A 16284-nucleotide genomic window follows, 5' to 3' on the forward strand; every position below is an offset into this window, starting at 1 on the left:
GAACTGGAGATATCTGATGCAGCAAGAACCGAACGCCGCGACCCGCGGTAACGAAGCCGTCGCCGCGCTGCGCGAAACGCTCGGCGCGGACATCGTGAGTCTGCCGGCCGAATTTGGCGGGCGGCAGTTCGCCGACTGGAGCGGCACGCCATCGACCGATCCGATCGCGCTGATCCGCCCGCGCACGACCGAAGAGGTCGCCACCGCGCTCAGGATCTGTCATCAATTCCGCCAGCCGGTCGTCACGCAAGGCGGTATGACCGGGCATGCGGGCGGCGCCTGCGTGCTCGGCGGCGAGGTTGCGCTGAGCGTCGAGCGGATGAACGGCGTCATCGACATCGATCCGGTCAGCGCGACCATCACCGTGTTCGCGGGCACGCCGCTGCAGGCGGTGCAGGAAGCGGCCGATCACGCCGGCTTCATGTTCGCGCTCGACCTTGGCGCGCGCGGCAGTTGCACGATTGGCGGCAACATCGCAACCAATGCGGGCGGCAACCGCGTGATCCGCTACGGGATGATGCGCGACCAGGTGCTCGACGTCGAAGCGGTGCTCGCCGACGGCAGCGTGATCGGCGGCGAGCGCAAGATGATCAAGAACAATACCGGCTACGACCTGCGCAACCTGTTGACCGGCAGCGAAGGCACGCTCGGGGTCATCACGCGCGCGGTGCTGCGGCTGCGCGCCAAACCGCGCGCAATCTCGACCGCATGGTGCGGCATGCCGGATTACGAGGCGGTGACCACGCTGCTCGGCCGCGCGCAGGAGCGGCTGCCGGCCGGCGTGTCCGCGTTCGAGGTCATGTGGCCCAGCTATTGCGACTTCGTGCGGGAACGCCTGCCCGAACTGCGCGTGCCGCTCGGCAGCGATCACGCTTACTACGTATTGCTCGAGACTTGCGGCGCGGACCCGGAGCGGCAGGCGGCGGCGTTCGAGGACTTTCTCGCCGACATGCTCGACGCCGGCGTGATCTCCGACGCCGCGATCGCGCAATCGGACGCCGACGCCGCGGCGTTCTGGGCGATTCGCGACGCGCCGGCCGAATATCCGCGCCTGATCCCCGGACGCATCTCGTTCGACATCAGCTTCGCGGTCGCGCAGGCGGGCGATGCGGCGCAGCGTTGCGACGAGCGGCTGCGCGCGCGCTGGCCGCAAGCGACGATCCTCGTCTACGGGCACCTCGGCGACGGCAATCTGCACGTGGTGGCGCAGGAACCGGGCTGGACCGACGAGGACATCGACGAGGTCAAGCGCGTCGTCTATGAACTCACGGGGGAAATGGGCGGCTCGGTATCGGCCGAGCATGGGATCGGCGAGGAAAAGCTGAGCGTGCTCGGCATGTCGCGCTCGCCGGCCGAACTCGCCGCGATGAAGGCGATCAAGCTTGCGCTCGATCCGCACAATATCCTGAACCCCGGCAAGGTGATCGCGATGTAGTGTGGCTCCGAGTCACGCGTTTTCATCGCTTGCGAATACGCTGTTTTCCGGTTCCGTCCGTTCCACGTCGATGCATTGCACGCGCCAGTGGCCGCACATCAGGCTGCGGCCGCGTTCCGCGCACCACTGCACGCGGCCGACCTCGCCTTCGAACGGCCCGTCGAGCTGATTCAGATCGAGCCCCTCGAGCACGCAGACCGGCACCGTGCTATGCGGCCCGCACACGAGCGTATCGCCGCAATCCACATGCAAAGCGCCCCATTCGGGCAACTCGAGCCCGAAATGACCTTCGCGCGACCATTGCCGGGTGTCCTTGTCGAGCCAGAGAATGGCGAAGGCCATCGGGTTGACACGATCGAACGTGTCGAGATGAACGGTCAAGCGCATGACAAGTCTCCGCAATATAAATGGCTGGTTCGTATTGGCTAAGTACCTATCGCACGAGCGTGTGCGCGCCCACGAGCAGATAAGCTCGGATTCCCGCAATCACGGCACGGGCCCCCTATCAGGAATAAGATCAGTGTACGGGCGGCGAAACGGCCCTTATTGACCTCGATCAAACGGTTTAGGGCGGCGACCGATCGCGCGACACAATGGCACGCCTATGCTGATCTGATGAGAGCGGCGCGCAGCTCACGATCTGCATGACGTCAGCGTGCCGCCACCGAAGCGTCTGAAGGAGAAACCCGATGCGAGCGATGGTGTTCGACGGCAGCTCGGCGACGCTGACCGAGCGGGAAGTGCCGGACCCGCGGCCCGGCGCCGGCGAGATTCTGATCGACGTTCATGCCTGCGGCGTATGCCGCACGGACCTGCATCTGGTCGATCGCGACCTCGAGCATCCAAAGCGGCCGGTGATTCCAGGCCACGAAATCGTCGGCGTGGTGGCCGAGTTGGGCGCGGGCGTCAGCGGTTTCAACGTGGGCGAACGGGTCGGCGTGCCGTGGGTCGGGCGCACCTGCGGTCACTGCCGCTACTGTCTGTCCGCCCGCGAAAATCTCTGTGAAGACGCCGGCTTCACCGGCTACACGATCGACGGCGGCTATGCCGAGCGCACGGTCGCCGATAACCGCTACTGCTTCCATCTGCCGCCGCACTACAGCGATATCGAGGCCGCGCCGCTGCTGTGCGCGGGTCTGATCGGCTATCGCACGTTGAGCATGGCGGGCGACGCCGAACGGATCGGCATCTACGGTTTCGGCGCGGCCGCGCATCTCGTCGCGCAGGTCGCGCGTCACCGGCAGCGCACCGTCTATGCGTTCACGCGTCCCGGCGATCACGCGGCCCAGCAACTCGCGCTGCGCCTCGGCGCGACATGGGCGGGCGGCAGCGACGAGGCGCCGCCCAGCGAACTCGACGCCGCACTGCTGTTCGCGCCGGTCGGCGCACTGGTGCCGCTGGCGCTGCAGGCGGTCGCGAAGGGCGGCGTGGTGGTGTGCGGCGGGATTCATATGAGCGACATTCCGTCGTTCCCGTACGCGTTTCTGTGGGGCGAGCGGCGCGTCGTATCGGTCGCCAATCTGACCCGCGACGATGGGCTTGCGTTCATGCGCAGCGCCGCGGAGACCCGGCTCGCGATCGAGACGACCACCTACCCGTTGCGCGACGCGAACCGCGCGCTCGACGATCTGCGCCACGGCAAGCTGACCGGCGCGGCCGTGCTCGCGGTCCGCTCATGATTTGTTCGCGAGCCATGGTCGCTTGATGCAGATCAAGCCGCCCGCTGCGCCGGCGTTCATTATGTAAGCGCGCACCGTTGGGCGCCCCGTCTCGGTCCGAGGCGCGACGCGACGATCCGAGGAAAGCCGATGAACACTGCTGCCGAGCGCAACACCTTCCACCGCGTGATGATCGCGTCCGCGGGCGGCACCGGACTCGCGCTCGCCACGCATGTCGCCCGGCAGTTCGTCGCCGCGGATGCGCGCTTTCGTCTCGTCGACCGCGACCAGCACGCGGCTCACCGCCGCGGCATACGCGCGGCACGCCGCATCCGGGCAGTGCGGGCGGGCCCTTTTATCTGTAGCAGGGGCGCGCCACGCACGTTGACAAATCCAACCTCAGTGGAGAATCGGCATGTACCAACATATCCTCGTCGCGCTGGACGGCAGTAGCTTCTCGAAACGCGCGCTGAAAGAAGCGGTGACTCTCGCCGCGTTGACGAAGGCCGTCGTGCATCCGGTTTATGTAGTCGACAAGACGCCGATCTTTTCCTATGCCGGCTATTACGACCCGCTCGCGCTAGTCGAAGCATTGCGCCAGGACGGCCACTCGGTGCTCGAGGAGGCCGAGCAGGCCTGCGCCGCCGCCGATGTGCGCTGCCGGCCCGCGATGGTCGAGTCGGAGAGCCTGTCCGACGATGTCGCCACGATCGTGCTGCGCCACGGCGAGCAGGTCCACGCCGATCTGCTCGTGCTGGGCACGCATGGGCGACGCGGCTTGCGGCGCCTCGTGATCGGCAGCGTGGCGGAGCGGGTGCTGCGTTTCTCGACCTGTCCGGTGTTGCTGATGCGCGAGCAGATGAGCGAGGAAGCGCCCGAGGAGTAATCCGCGGTAGCGGGGCGCGGCGGCGTGGGAGCACTACACGAGCGCGTCGGCTGGTATCTGGATCGAGATCCTGAAACCATGGCCCGGCGAGCTGATGAACGACACGTTGCCGCGCAACTGCCGCACTCGTTCGCGAATGCCAAGCAGCCCGAATGAAGTTGTTCCCTGCGCATGATCCAGCCCGACACCAACGCCGTCATCGTCGATATCGAGCGATACGATCGGGCCCGCGCAGGTCATGTCGATGCGTACGCGCCTCGCCTTGGCGTGCCGCGCGACGTTCGTCAACGCCTCCTGAACGATGCGAAACAGCGCCGTCGCCGCGAATTCGCCGCATACCGGCTCGGCGGGTTCGAGATGCACGCTGGAGCGCACGTTGTAGCGTTTCGTGAAGTCTTCGGCCAGCCAGTCGAGCGCGGCGGCCAGTCCGAGGTCGTCGAGCAGCGGGGGGCGCAGATCGGCGGCGATGCGCCGCAGCGAAGCGGCCATCCAGTCGATCTGCTGTTGCAGCTCACGCGTTTGCGCCGCAAGCGGCTCAGTGTCGGCTTGCTTGTTCAGCTTCGCTTCGAGCAGCGCGACGCTCATTTTTAGCGCCGTCAGCCGTTGGCCGAGATCGTCGTGCAGTTCGCGCGCAATCCGTTTCTGCTCGTTTTCACGGGCGATGTGCGCGTGCGTGGATACCTGGCTCGCGCGTTCGAGTTCCGCGAGACGCATGCGCTCGGTCAGATCGCGCGTGACCTTGGCGAAGCCGAGCAGCGCGCCCGACGCATCGTGCACGGCGGAAACGACCGCATTAGCCCAGAAACGCGAGCCGTCGCGACGCACACGCCATCCTTCGTCCTCGGCGCGGCCTACGGCTGCGGCGGTTTCCAGTTCGCGCGCGGGCTTGCCGGCCGCGATGTCTTCCGGGGTATAGAACTTCGAGAAATGCTGGCCGATGATTTCTTCGGGCGTGTAGCCCTTGATGCGCTGTGCGCCGGGATTCCAGCTGGTGACGCGGCCGGCGGGGTCCAGCATGAAGATAGCGTAGTCCTGCACCGCCTCGACCAACATGAAATAGCGATCCTCGACGGACACGTCCGACCCGGACGCAGCACTGGTGAAGCAGGAAGACTCGCCGCTCGATAGACCCATCGCTCCTCCAGGCGGCCACGCAAGGTCGCGTACCGCAACGCACTGAGTTATATCAGTTCAGGAGCGCCTGTTCCACCCAGCATGTCCCGCGAACGAACGTGGGGCGAGCGTCGCGCCGGTGCTCAAACCCGAGCCAGTCGTTCCGGATCTTCGATGCGGATCGTTTTGCCGTTCGCCTTGACGAGGTGCTCGCGCTGGAACTTCGAGAACATCCGGCTCACCGTTTCGAGCTTCATGCCCAGAAAGCAGCCGATTTCCTCGCGCGTCATGCGCAGATGAAACTCCGCCGCGGAAAAGCCGCGCGCCTTGAAGCGCTTCGACAGATTCAGCAAAAACGTCGCGACGCGCTGCTCGGCGGTCATCGTGCCGAGCAGCATCATCTGGCTCGATTCGCGCACGATCTCGCCGCTCATCATCTGATAGATGTGATGCTGCATCGGTTTGATCTCGCGACAGATCGCCTCGAGCTGCGCGAACGGAATGATGCACACGACGCTATCTTCGAGCGCAATCGCATCGCAATTCTGCTTGCCCTCGCCGATGCCGTCGAGGCCAAGCGAGTCGCCGGCAATCTGGAAGCCAGTCACGTGCTCGCGACCGTCGCGATGCATGACCACGGTTTTGAATGAGCCGGCGCGTATCGCGTAGATGCTTTGAAACTCGTCGCCCGCGCGATACAGCGCGTCGCCGCGTTTGATCGAGCGCGTCGCGCAGATCAACGCATCGAGCCGGCTCAGTTCGTCCGGTGTCAGCTCGGGCGGCATGCAGATCGCGCGCATCGCGCAGGTGGAGCAGCCCGTGACGGCATGGCGTGCCGCCGCGGTGCTGGGCGCGACGTGGATCGGTACGACGTGCGAGGTGCGAGGCGCGTCGTGGCGGGGTTCACGGACTGCGGCAACTTGCATGATCGGCTCCTCGCGGTCAGACCCGGTGCGCACGACGCGCATAGGCAATCGCTTCGATGGCGCGGCAGGCGAGCTCGAACTCCGAGGTCTTGTCGAAGAAGAAGTCGGCGCCCGCCGCTTCGCACGCGCGGCGAAACGCCGTCGCGTCATGATTGGTCAGCACGATGCTGACGATGGACGGCCGCACCCGCGCTAGCGCAGCGAGCAGCAGGAGGTCGGTCTTGCCCGAGAAGCACGGGTCCAGCACCGCGACATCGGCGCGACTCGCGACGATGTCGTCGAACGCGTGCTCGACGCCCGCCGACTCGCCGGCGATTTCGATGCCGGGAATCAGCGCGATCAGGCAAGCAAGCCGGCGCCGGACCTCGACCGCATCGTCGACGAGGAAGACTCTCGATAAGGTGGCTGATGGGGCGGTGTCCATACCAACCAGTATTGGCGACCTAATCTTGGAAACATATCGGCAGCGCTTTAAGCGGTGCTAGGAGTTCAGGTAGTGGTTGTAGGATTATTCCTAGTGGGTTGCTGGCGATGTCGTCCAGCAGCGGCGGCGCCGAGCGGCGGCCCGTTGACCTGCGTCAAGCCGCGTGGCGGGGCGCGCTTCACACTGTCGGTGCAAACGCGCGAGGGCACCACTTCGGGTCATGCCAGCGCTTTCAGAGGGAGTCCGACATGTATGCACGAATTCTGGTTGCACTCGACGACAGTCCCAGCGCGCAGCGCGCCTTCGCCGAGGCGCTGAAGCTCGCGAAGCTGACGGGCGCCACGCTCGAAGCCTGCTGCGTGGTGGGGCACGGCAAGTGGTCGGACAATGCCGACGTGGCTTTCGAGCCGGAACCGGCGGGCGCGGCGCAAGATTTCGCCAGCCGCGCGCTCGATGGCCCGCGCGAGCTGTTGCGCGAGGCGCAGGTGCCGGGCGGCGTGCGGGTGATCGACGCTTACGCCGAAAACGTGTCGGCGGTGCTCGCGCGCGTCGCCGACGAAATCCAGGCCGATCTGATCGTGATGGGCACGCATGGCCGCCGTGGCGTGCAGCGCTTTCTGCTCGGCAGCGTCGCGGAGTCGCTGGTGCGGTCGACCGACATACCGGTGCTGATCGTGCGGCATGACGAACAAGCCCACCCTCGGCCCTGAAGCGCCGCCCAGAGCCAGTTTCTAGCGGCTCAGGCGAGTTCGCTCAGGCGGGTCCGCTGTCGGCGCTGTCCGGGGCTGGCTGGACGCGCGTCGCGCCGCTCGCCTGCGCGGGAATCATCAGCACCGGGCAACAGGCGCGGCGCAGCACGCGCTCGGCGACGCTGCCGAGCATCAGCCGTTGAAACCCGCGGCGGCCGTGCGTGCCCATCACGATGGCATCGGCGTGCCATTCGCGCGCCGTCTCGACGATGCGATGCGCGACGTCTTCGCCGGTGGTCGCGGCTTCGACGGTGCGGGCCGTGCCCTTGACCCCGCGTGCGCTCATCCGGCTCTGCGCGTCGGCCGCGATCCGCTTGCCTTCCTCGATGAACGCGTCCTCGATCGTGGAAGGGTCGAAGCCGGGCGCGTCGTAAGCGATGATGGGTACGTCGATCACGTACAGCGGCATCAGCTCGGCGCCAGATTCGGCGGCGAGGGTCAGCGCGGCGTCGAACGCGCGCGAGGCCGTGGCGCTGCCGTCGAGCGCGACGAGTAGGCGGTGAAACATGGCGGGCTCCTTAAGCGCGCACTTCAGTGCGACAACAGCACCGGCACGCTCATCGATTCGAGCATCGTGCGCGTCGCGCCGCCCAGCACGACTTCGTGCAGACGCGAATGCGCGTAGGCGCCCATCACGATCAGGTCGCAGCCGAGGTCGGCCGCCTGCGACAGCAGCGCGTCGCCGACCGGCGCGCGGTCCGCGACGCTCAGCTCGCGCACGTCGATCCTCACGCCGTGACGCGCGACGGTGAGTGCGATGTCGTCGCCGGCAGCCGTGCCCTGCGGCGGACGATCGGCCGACGAATGAACCGTCAGCAGCGTCACTTTGGCCGCGTGCGCGAGGAACGGCAGCGCGTCGTGGATCGCGCGGGTCGCTTCGCGGCTGCCGTCCCACGCGATCAGCGCGTGGCGGCCGGGCGCCGCGAAGGTGCCGCTCGACGGCACCAGCAACACCGGCCGCCCGGCCGACAGCACGATGTGCTCGACGAACTGTTCGGCGACGAACGCGTCCGGGTCGGTCGGGTCGGGCTGGCCGAGCACGATCAGATCGGCGACCCGCGCATAGGGCGGCACGACGTCGTTCGCATAGCCGTTCGCGGCGATCCACTGGCCGTCGACGTTCGCGCGCGCGAGTTCCGCGCGAAACAGCCGCTCCAGCGCGCTGGCACGCTCGTGGCGCAGGCGCTCGTGCTCCGCATAGTAGTCGGCGGTGCCGGCCATCACGAAGAACGCGTGCCGCGGCGGCACGTACGTCGAAAACAGGCCGGTCAGCGTCGCATGAAAGCGGTGTGCGAGCTGCAATGCGATCTCGAGACGCGGATGTGCACGAACGCTCGTATCGAGGTGAACGAGAATGCTTTTGTAGCTCATCGCCAAAGCTCCGTGACAGAACGTGGGAAACGGGCGCAAGCGGGCTCGCGCCCGTCGTCAAATGGAGTCTATGGGCCCGGCGGGCGAGGCTGTTGATGCAGATCAAGCGCGGGCCGTCGCGAGCTCGATACGGTGGCAGACGCGCTCGACGGTTTGCAACCGCGCCTGGCAATCCTATGCTGTCCTCTGGAGGGCAGCGATGATGGCATCCGAATCCGACGCGCCGCTCGGACGCTTCGCTTCACCATGGACCTCGACGGCATCCGGACAGCCCGAAGGCTGGTTCGATTACGCGTCGGCGTATCAGACCGCGCAGGGCGCGGCGCGCGAGTACGCGGCGCGGAGTTTCGCCGACTGGAGCAAATCGATCGCCTTCGCCGTACAGCGCGAGGCGGAGTGGTTCGACGCGGCGAACCGCGCTTGCGCTGCGTGGTCTGCGTGGTGGCAGGCGGCGTACGGCATCGCGCCGGGCGTCGCGCCGCTCGCGGGCGGCTTGAGCGCGTGGTGGTGGAGCTCGCAGAACGCGCTGCCGTTCGCGGGCGTCGTTTAGCCGCGCGGGCCGGCAAAGCCGGCGTGCGCACCGTCAATGGCAGACACGGCAAGGAGGAGTTCAGATGGGAACGGATCGCGTGGCATTGGTCACAGGCGGGATGGGCGGTTTGGGCGCGGCGGTCAGCCGGGCGCTTCATGACGCGGGTATGACGGTCGCGGTGACGCACTCGACGCACAACGATCACGTGCCGACCTGGCTGCAGCACGAGCGCGACACGGGGCGCGACTTTCACGCATATGAAGCCGACATCGCCGACTTCGATTCCTGCGCGCGCTGCGCGCAACGCGTGCTGACAGAACTAGGCGCGGTCGACGTGCTGATCAACAACGCCGGCATCACGCAAGACACGAGTTTCGCGAAAATGAGCAAGGAGCACTGGGACGCCGTGCTGCGCACCGATCTCGATGGCCTGTTCAACATGACCAAGCCGCTGTTGCCCGGCATGCTCGAGCGGCGCCACGGCCGTATCGTCAACGTGGGGTCGGTCAACGGCTCGCGCGGCGCCTACGGGCAAACCAACTATTCATCGGCCAAAGCGGGCGTGCACGGCTTTACCAAGGCGCTTGCGCTCGAAACCGCGAAGCACGGCGTTACGGTGAACACCGTGTCGCCCGGTTACCTCGCGACCGCGATGGTCGAAGCGGTGCCGCGCGAGATTCTCGACACGAAGATCCTGCCGCAGATCCCGGTCGGCCGGCTCGGACGTCCGGACGAGGTGGCGGCGTTGATCGCGTTTCTATGCTCCGACGAAGCGGCTTTTATCACCGGTGCCGATATTGCGATCAATGGGGGGATGCATATGCATTGAGTGTCCTAGACGGCGATAACCAGGTCTGTGTATTTCGACAGGTGGCCGTCTGAACTCAGCAAGCGCAACGGCTCCGAAAGAGCTTGTGCGACCAGAAGCCGATCAAATGGATCCTTGTAAATATCGGGCAAATCTCGAACCAGAGCGGCATGCACTGCCCGCACGGGCAATTCCAGAAAGCCGCTCGCTTCGATCTCAGAAACGAGGAGATTGACGTCCACCTCGAGCTTTCCAAGACCGGCTTTGATCGAGGCCTCCCAGATACTCGCGCTGCTGACGAAGACCTCGCTTGCATCGAGTATCAGCTTACGGGCAGCTTTGGTCAGCTTGCGATCGTCCGTGACTGCCCAGAGGAAAACGTGCGTATCGAGAAGGAGTCGCATCAACGGCCTTCGAATGCCGCGATAACGTCATCGGGCAAGGGTGCGTCAAAGTCGTCCGCAATGCGAACCTTCCCCTTCAGTCCACCAAACCGCCGAACGGGCTTGGCATATTCCATCGGTACGAGCCGCGCTGCCGGCTTGCCGGCCTTTGCGATCACGATCTCCTCACCGCTGGCCGCGGCATCGACGAGGCGCGAAAACTGGCTCTTTGCTTCGTGGATATTGACTGTCTGCATAACTGCTCCTAGTGGGCTAAGTCCATGTTAGTCCGGTCCGGTATGGCAGTCACGTGACTATCACTAGCTGATTGCCACACTGCCTTCACCGCGCTTGACCCACGTCAATGACCGCCACTCCGACAGGAACAAGATAAGCCCATAGCGAGCGCCTGGACTTGCATTTGCGTGGAACAGGTCCGTTCGACACTTGCGACGGGAGGCGAAGATGGGCATTGATATGCAGATCGTCTACCTTGGTTTCGCGGGTGCCGCACCGCTCGAAGCGGAAGCAGGTGCGCAACTGGTGCGTCTCGCGCGGTTTGGCGCGCTCGTGTCGCACTGCCATCTCGCCATCGAGGCATTGCGCCCGGGATCGGCGCGTCCGCTGTATGACGTGCGGCTCGATCTCGTCACGCCCGCGCGCGAACTCAAGCCCATCGCGCACTGCGCTGACGACGACGCCAAAGCGGCGATCCGCCGCGCGTTCGATGTGGCGGAACTGGCCCTGGAAGCCGCGATCGGCATGGAGCGCGGGAACTGAGCAAACTGGCGTCGTGACGTGACGCGCGGACTGCCGGCGTTGTCGCGGCCACCTCACGCCGGTCTGCGGTCCGCCGAACCCCTGGCCTCGCGGCGCGGCTGGCAAACCTCCGACGCGGCGTGTTCGACATCGCGCCAGAATTCGCAGAGGCCCGGATAAACCGCATCGCGCCAACGCGGACCGATGAACAGGTCATAGTGATTGCACTGCTCGATGGTGATTTGCCGCGCCGTCCGCATCGGCGATGTATCGCACAGCGCATGCGCGCAATGTGTTTGCCCCGCGCCGGTGATCTCGTCGCTGTCGCCCTCGATCGTGCACAGCGGAGTATCGCGCAGCGCGGCGATCCGCACCCGGCGCCCGGCGACCGACCATAAATCACGCGGCAACAGATGTTCGTGAAACACCACGCGAAGCATGTCGAGGAAGTAGCACTCCGTCATATCGAGGACCGCCGCATATTCGTTGGCCGAGCGCAGCGCCCGCTGCGCACCGGGGATGTCGCCGGCGAGCCAGCGGGACCAGTAGTCCGCTTCCAGCCGCAACTGCCGCTCCGGATGCGCGGCAAAAATCGCGGCCTGCTGGATGAATCCCGGATACACGAGACGTCCCGCGCCGCGATAGGGCGGTGGAACGATATCGATCGCATGATCGTGGAACCACTCGAGCGTATGCGAACTCGCGAAGCGGTCCGTGACGGTTGGGTTCAAACGGGTATCGATCGGGCCGCCCAGCAGCGAGATGCTCGCAAGCGGGGCGGCCGCGTCCACTGCGAGCAGCGCCGCGGCGCCGAGCGCGGGCACGCTCGCCTGACAGATTGCGACCACATGAACCGGCGACCCGAACGCGCGGGCGGTGCCGATGAAGCTATCGAGCGCCTGCACGTAGTCGTCGAGCGATAGCGGGCCCGCTTCGAGCGGAACGTCGCGCGCATCGGTCCAATCGGTCACGAATACGTCACGTTCTTCGAGCAGCGTCTCGACGGTCTCGCGCAGCATCACCGAGTGATGTCCGGCGAGTGGCGCGCACAATAGCACTGGCGGTTTGGTGTCAGTAGGTGGTGTAGGCAGGTTGCGCTTGAATCTGAGCAGCGCGCCGAGTGGCAACGAGGCGACGACGTTTTCGTCGACGCTCACGCGGCGACCGTCGACGGCAACCGAGTGGATCGCGAATGGCGGCGTTCGCTCGAAAGCGCAGGTCGATCTCAGCAGCCAGTGGCTGAACGCGTCGGCCGCATGATTCGGGCTGGGCCAGCCCGTTTGCGCGCTCGGCATCGACCCCGAATCGGTTAGAACTCTCCTGACCATCGCGCGAGCGAGGCGTTGTTGTGCGTCGATAAAGGCGTACCACATGATGAACCCCGGCGTTCGTCGATCATGAGGGCAGCGTTGCCGCACCGGCACGAACTCGTGACGCGGGTACGTCGCAAAAGCTTACCGCGAAACTTCGGCGCGAGGGCCTGAAATCGATGCGAGCGCGGTGCATGGCGCCTTAGCATCTGACATGCACGGGTCGTTGCGCGTTTTCCCGGCAGGGTTTTCACGCGCTAGCGTGAATCTGAAGCGAAGCTGAAGGCATCGGGCGATCGATCGGCGTCGAGCGTGACTCACGGTTCGCGTTGACACTTGACCTGGATCAACGAGACAGGCGTTGCACGGACCTACGCTGACGGTGGCAGCCGCTCGCAACAACCCGAGGAGCATCCAATGGCCATATCAGCAAACGCGCAGCAAGGGACCTGGTCCGTCAGTGTCCACACGGAGGAGGCGCAACAAGGCGGGTTTCAGGCGACGATCCATGTCAAACATGTGTCGCCCGAAGGTGACTTCGAACGCACCTTTCAGCAATCGCAGGTGTTCGCCGTGGAAAGAGAAGCGGTACTCGAAGGGCTGCGCGAAGGCATGACATGGATCGCGCTGAAGACGACGCGGACCATCGGGGTGTAAAGCCGATGAGGCCCGCGCGGTGTCATGACAACGTGCGACGTCAATCGAGCCACGTTTTGATCGTCGCAGTCATCGCGGTAGTGGAGATGCCATACAGATCGTGCAGCGTCGGCAGCGCACCAGCGGCGAGGAACGCGTCGGGCAGCGCGATTTGCCGGAACGGCGGCGCAACTCCAGCGCTGAGCAGCGTGCGCGCCACGGCTTCGCCGAGTCCGCCGATCACCGTATGGTTCTCCGCGACGATCACCATGCGGCCCGTGCGCTTCGCTTCGCGCAGGATCGTCACGGTGTCGAGCGGCTTGATGGTCGGCACGTGCAGCACCGCCACACCGACGTTATCTGCCTCGAGTGCCTTCGCGACTTCGAGCGAGCGCATCGTCATGATCCCCGACGAGATCAGCAGCACGTCGTTGCCGTCGCGCAGCAGCTTCGCCTTGCCCAATTCGAAGCGATAGTCGTATTCGTCGAGCACGGCGGGCACGTTGCCGCGCAACAGGCGTGCATAGACCGGCCCTTCGTGTGCGGCAATGGCCGGCACCATCTGCTCGATATCGAGCGCGTCGCACGGATCGATCACCGTCATGTTCGGCATCGCGCGCATCAGCGCGAGATCTTCGGCCGCCTGGTGACTCGGGCCGTAGCCGGTCGTCAGGCCCGGCAACGCGCAGACCATCTTCACGTCGAGATTGTCTTCGGCGATCGTTTGATGAATGAAGTCGTACGCGCGGCGCGTTCCGAACACCGCGTAGGTCGTGACGAACGGCTGCGCGCCTTCGTGCGCGAAGCCGGCGGCCGCGCCCATCAGCAGTTGCTCGGCCATGCCCATCTGGTAGTAGCGGTCCGGAAATTCCTTCGCGAAGATATGCAGGTCGGTGTACTTGCCGAGATCGGCCGTCATGCCGATCACACTCGCCTTGGTGCGCGCCAGTTCGACCAGCGCGTGACCGAACGGCGCCGAACGCGTGACCTGTCCTTCGGCGGCAATCGACGCGATCATCGCCGAGGTTTTAAGGCGCGGCTTATTTGCAACGGTACTCATGCTTGTCTCCCGGCTTCGAGCGCTTCGAGCGCGAGTTGCCATTCGTGTGCATCGACGCGGATGAAGTGATTCTTTTCGCGCGCTTCGAGGAACGGCACGCCACAGCCCATCTTCGTATCGCAGACGATGATGCGCGGTTGCGGCTTGTCGTGATGACGCGCGTTGTCGAAGGCGCGCTTCACCGCGTCGATGTCGTTGCCGTCCAGGCGCTGCGTGTACCAGCCGAATGCTTCGAGCTTGTCGACGAGTGGCTCGAACGCCATGATCTGCGTTGATGGACCATCGGCCTGCTGGTTGTTTACGTCGACGATCGCGATCAGGTTGTCGAGCTTCCAGTGCGCGGCCGACATCAGGCCTTCCCAGACCGCGCCTTCGTCGAGTTCGCCGTCGGAGAACAGCGTGTAGACGAAGGAGTCCGACGCTTTGCGCTTCAATCCGAGGCAGCGGCCGACGGCGATCGTCAGCCCCTGGCCGAGCGAGCCGCCCGACATCTCCATGCCGGGCGTGTAGCTCGCCATGCCGGACATCGGCAGACGGCTGTCGTCGCTGCCGTAGGTTTCGAGTTCATCGGCGGGCAGGATGCCGGCTTCGAACAGCGCCGCGTATAAAGCAATCGCGTAGTGGCCATTCGACAGCAGGAAGCGGTCGCGGCCTTCCCATTCGGGGTCTTCGGCGCGGTAACGCATCGCGCCGAAGTAGGCGACGGCCAGCACGTCGGCGATGTCGAGCGCCTGGCCGATATAGCCCTGGCCCTGTACTTCGCCCATCAGCAACGCGTTGCGGCGGATGCGGTACGCACGCTCGGCGAGCGTGACCGACTCGGTGATGGTCTCAGTGTCCATCGGTAACTCCTGTAGCAGGTCGAGAAAGGGGTTCATCGGTTCACGGATCGCGCGGGCACCAGAAAGACCAGCAAGGCGCCCAGCGTTACCGCGGCGGAAATGAAGATCAGCCCGGCGGTGGACTTGCCGGTCAGATCGTTGAGCCAGCCGACGATCGCCGGAGAGAAGAAGCCCGCCAGATTCGCGAAGCAGTTCACCGCGGCGATACCGGCCGCCGCGGACATGCCGCCGAGCAGCGCGGTCGGCAGCGACCAGAACTGCGACGACGAAGCGAGAATGCCTGCCGACGCAACGCTCAGACACACGATCGACGCACCCACGCTGCCAAGCAGCGGCAACGTCGCGAAGCCGGCGGCGGCGACCAGCATCGGAATCGCCAGGTGAAAGCGGCGCTCGCGGCGACGATCCGCGCTCATGCCGATCAGCGGCAACGCGACGATCGCGCACAGATACGGAATCGCGGTGAACAGGCCGACCAGCAACGGATCGGCGACGCCGGCCTTGCGGATGATCGTGGGCAGCCAGAACGTCAGGCCATACTGGCCCAGCACCACGCAGAAGTAGATCGCGGCCATCAGCCACAAGCGCCGGTCGCCGATGAAGTCGCGAATCGACACGTGCGTGACCGTCTGTTGCGCATCGTTCGCGACGTTGCGTGCGAGCAGCGTTTTCTCCGCATCGTTCAACCACTTCGCTTTGGCGATGCCGTCGTCGAGATACAGCAGAATCGCGATGCCGAGCACGAGCGACGGCAGCGCTTCGAGCAGGAACAGCCATTTCCAGCCCGACATCGACAGCGCGCCGTGCAGCGAATGCATGATCGCGCCGGACAGCGGTCCGCCGATGATGCCCGCGAGCGGAATCGCCATGAAGAACAGCGACAACGCCTTGGCGCGACGCTGCGCCGGGAACCAGTAGGTCAGGTAAAGGATCACGCCGGGCGCAAAGCCGGCCTCGGCTACGCCGAGCAGAAACCGCAGCACATAGAACGCGGTAGGTGTTCTGACGAACACGAAGCTCGCGGAGATGACGGCCCACGTCAGCATGATTCGCGCAAGCCAGCGACGCGCGCCGACGCGATGAAGAATGACGTTGCTCGGCACCTCGAACAGGAAGTAGCCGAGAAAGAAGATGCCGGCGCCCATCCCGTACACCGTTTCGCTGAATTGCAGATCGTTGAGCATCTGCAGCTTCGCGAAGCCGACGTTCACGCGGTCCAGATACGCGCCGAGGTAGCACAGCATCAGGAATGGAATCAGCCGCCGGGCGACTTTCGCATAGGTCCGCGCTTCGAACGTGAGTTCGTCGTTTCGCGGCATCACGTCGCCGGCAACGGTCGCGGTGTATTTCGCTTTCATCGATGTCTCCTGTGTGCGCCACGGCAGGCGCTGC

The 16284-nt window shown here is 65.3% G+C and carries 21 protein-coding genes; 8 read left to right on the forward strand and 13 right to left on the reverse strand.

Annotation, left to right across the window (positions count from 1 at the left end; genetic code table 11):
* The first annotated feature begins 16 nt into the window (after positions 1–16).
* Positions 17–1435: an FAD-binding oxidoreductase gene (locus AB3X94_RS32150; RefSeq protein ID WP_176121432.1), complete on the forward strand. Its 1419-nt coding sequence runs from the start codon at positions 17–19 to the stop codon at positions 1433–1435.
* Positions 1436–1447: 12 nt separating this feature from the next.
* On the opposite strand, the gene AB3X94_RS32155 is transcribed toward AB3X94_RS32150, so the two are convergent.
* Positions 1448–1822, reverse strand: coding sequence for a DUF3564 domain-containing protein (locus AB3X94_RS32155; RefSeq protein WP_368613640.1), 375 nt, complete (start codon positions 1820–1822; stop codon positions 1448–1450).
* 302 nt (positions 1823–2124) lie between these two features.
* Between AB3X94_RS32155 and AB3X94_RS32160 the strand changes: the two genes are divergently transcribed.
* On the forward strand, positions 2125–3114 hold the full coding sequence (locus AB3X94_RS32160) for a zinc-dependent alcohol dehydrogenase family protein (RefSeq protein WP_368613641.1): 990 nt from the start codon (positions 2125–2127) through the stop codon (positions 3112–3114).
* Here the strand turns inward: AB3X94_RS32160 and AB3X94_RS32165 are convergent.
* Positions 3109–3387, reverse strand: coding sequence for a hypothetical protein (locus tag AB3X94_RS32165; protein ID WP_368613642.1), 279 nt, complete (start codon positions 3385–3387; stop codon positions 3109–3111). The two genes, AB3X94_RS32160 and AB3X94_RS32165, sit on opposite strands and share 6 nt — an antisense overlap.
* Positions 3388–3508: 121 nt before the next feature.
* On the opposite strand from AB3X94_RS32165, the gene AB3X94_RS32170 reads away from it, so the two are divergent.
* Positions 3509–3979, forward strand: a complete 471-nt coding sequence (locus AB3X94_RS32170; protein WP_368613643.1) for a universal stress protein — start codon at positions 3509–3511, stop codon at positions 3977–3979.
* Between the two features lie 33 nt (positions 3980–4012).
* Here AB3X94_RS32170 and AB3X94_RS32175 read toward each other — a convergent pair whose 3' ends face one another.
* The 3 genes from AB3X94_RS32175 to AB3X94_RS32185 form a co-directional block, all read right to left on the reverse strand.
* The gene (locus tag AB3X94_RS32175; RefSeq protein WP_368613644.1) at positions 4013–5113 is read right to left on the reverse strand and encodes a PAS domain S-box protein; all 1101 of its coding nucleotides are present in this window, start codon (positions 5111–5113) and stop codon (positions 4013–4015) included.
* A 122-nt stretch (positions 5114–5235) separates the two neighbouring features.
* Positions 5236–6018 (reverse strand): fumarate/nitrate reduction transcriptional regulator Fnr, encoded by a 783-nt coding sequence (gene fnr / locus AB3X94_RS32180; RefSeq protein WP_246392305.1) that lies wholly within the window; start codon positions 6016–6018, stop codon positions 5236–5238.
* Positions 6019–6034: 16 nt separating this feature from the next.
* Positions 6035–6442, reverse strand: a complete 408-nt coding sequence (locus AB3X94_RS32185) for a response regulator (protein ID WP_176111448.1) — start codon at positions 6440–6442, stop codon at positions 6035–6037.
* Between the two features lie 248 nt (positions 6443–6690).
* Here AB3X94_RS32185 and AB3X94_RS32190 point away from each other — a divergent pair, with 248 nt between their 5' ends.
* Complete coding sequence (locus tag AB3X94_RS32190) at positions 6691–7152, forward strand: universal stress protein (RefSeq protein ID WP_176121419.1); 462 nt, start codon at positions 6691–6693, stop codon at positions 7150–7152.
* A gap of 43 nt (positions 7153–7195) precedes the next feature.
* Here AB3X94_RS32190 and AB3X94_RS32195 read toward each other — a convergent pair whose 3' ends face one another.
* Together AB3X94_RS32195 and AB3X94_RS32200 are read right to left on the reverse strand one after the other, a co-directional pair.
* Positions 7196–7699 carry a universal stress protein gene (locus tag AB3X94_RS32195; RefSeq protein ID WP_368613645.1) on the reverse strand — a complete coding sequence of 168 codons (504 nt, stop codon included), beginning with the start codon at positions 7697–7699 and terminating at the stop codon, positions 7196–7198.
* Between the two features lie 23 nt (positions 7700–7722).
* Positions 7723–8562, reverse strand: coding sequence for a universal stress protein (locus AB3X94_RS32200; RefSeq protein ID WP_176111445.1), 840 nt, complete (start codon positions 8560–8562; stop codon positions 7723–7725).
* Positions 8563–8761: 199 nt separating this feature from the next.
* Here AB3X94_RS32200 and AB3X94_RS32205 point away from each other — a divergent pair, with 199 nt between their 5' ends.
* Both AB3X94_RS32205 and phbB read left to right on the forward strand, forming a co-directional pair.
* Positions 8762–9112 carry a polyketide synthase gene (locus tag AB3X94_RS32205; RefSeq protein WP_176111444.1) on the forward strand — a complete coding sequence of 117 codons (351 nt, stop codon included), beginning with the start codon at positions 8762–8764 and terminating at the stop codon, positions 9110–9112.
* Positions 9113–9176: 64 nt separating this feature from the next.
* Entirely contained in the window at positions 9177–9923 is a 747-nt protein-coding gene (phbB, locus tag AB3X94_RS32210; RefSeq protein ID WP_176111443.1) for an acetoacetyl-CoA reductase, read from the forward strand.
* Between the two features lie 5 nt (positions 9924–9928).
* On the opposite strand, the gene AB3X94_RS32215 is transcribed toward phbB, so the two are convergent.
* Positions 9929–10306 carry a type II toxin-antitoxin system VapC family toxin gene (locus AB3X94_RS32215; protein ID WP_176111442.1) on the reverse strand — a complete coding sequence of 126 codons (378 nt, stop codon included), beginning with the start codon at positions 10304–10306 and terminating at the stop codon, positions 9929–9931.
* A complete protein-coding gene (locus tag AB3X94_RS32220) occupies positions 10306–10542 on the reverse strand; it encodes a type II toxin-antitoxin system Phd/YefM family antitoxin (RefSeq protein ID WP_176111441.1) in 237 nt (78 codons plus the stop codon). The genes AB3X94_RS32215 and AB3X94_RS32220 overlap by 1 nt, the downstream gene beginning before the upstream one ends.
* A 208-nt stretch (positions 10543–10750) precedes the next feature.
* Here AB3X94_RS32220 and AB3X94_RS32225 point away from each other — a divergent pair, with 208 nt between their 5' ends.
* The gene (locus AB3X94_RS32225) at positions 10751–11065 is read left to right on the forward strand and encodes a hypothetical protein (RefSeq protein ID WP_176111440.1); all 315 of its coding nucleotides are present in this window, start codon (positions 10751–10753) and stop codon (positions 11063–11065) included.
* A gap of 53 nt (positions 11066–11118) precedes the next feature.
* Here AB3X94_RS32225 and phaZ read toward each other — a convergent pair whose 3' ends face one another.
* Positions 11119–12417 (reverse strand): polyhydroxyalkanoate depolymerase, encoded by a 1299-nt coding sequence (gene phaZ, locus AB3X94_RS32230; protein WP_368613646.1) that lies wholly within the window; start codon positions 12415–12417, stop codon positions 11119–11121.
* Between the two features lie 354 nt (positions 12418–12771).
* Between phaZ and AB3X94_RS32235 the strand changes: the two genes are divergently transcribed.
* A complete protein-coding gene (locus AB3X94_RS32235) occupies positions 12772–13011 on the forward strand; it encodes a hypothetical protein (RefSeq protein ID WP_176111986.1) in 240 nt (79 codons plus the stop codon).
* A 40-nt stretch (positions 13012–13051) separates the two neighbouring features.
* Here AB3X94_RS32235 and AB3X94_RS32240 read toward each other — a convergent pair whose 3' ends face one another.
* The 3 genes from AB3X94_RS32240 to AB3X94_RS32250 are packed head-to-tail and all read right to left on the reverse strand — an operon-like array spanning position 13052 to position 16250.
* Positions 13052–14050, reverse strand: coding sequence for a transketolase family protein (locus AB3X94_RS32240; RefSeq protein ID WP_368613647.1), 999 nt, complete (start codon positions 14048–14050; stop codon positions 13052–13054).
* Positions 14047–14892, reverse strand: coding sequence for a transketolase (locus AB3X94_RS32245; protein WP_176111437.1), 846 nt, complete (start codon positions 14890–14892; stop codon positions 14047–14049). The genes AB3X94_RS32240 and AB3X94_RS32245 overlap by 4 nt, the downstream gene beginning before the upstream one ends.
* Positions 14893–14924: 32 nt before the next feature.
* Positions 14925–16250 (reverse strand): MFS transporter, encoded by a 1326-nt coding sequence (locus AB3X94_RS32250; protein WP_368613648.1) that lies wholly within the window; start codon positions 16248–16250, stop codon positions 14925–14927.
* Positions 16251–16284: the final 34 nt, after the last annotated feature.

The organism is Paraburkholderia sp. BR10923, from assembly GCF_040948765.1.
GTDB classification, from domain to species: Bacteria; Pseudomonadota; Gammaproteobacteria; order Burkholderiales; family Burkholderiaceae; genus Paraburkholderia; species Paraburkholderia youngii.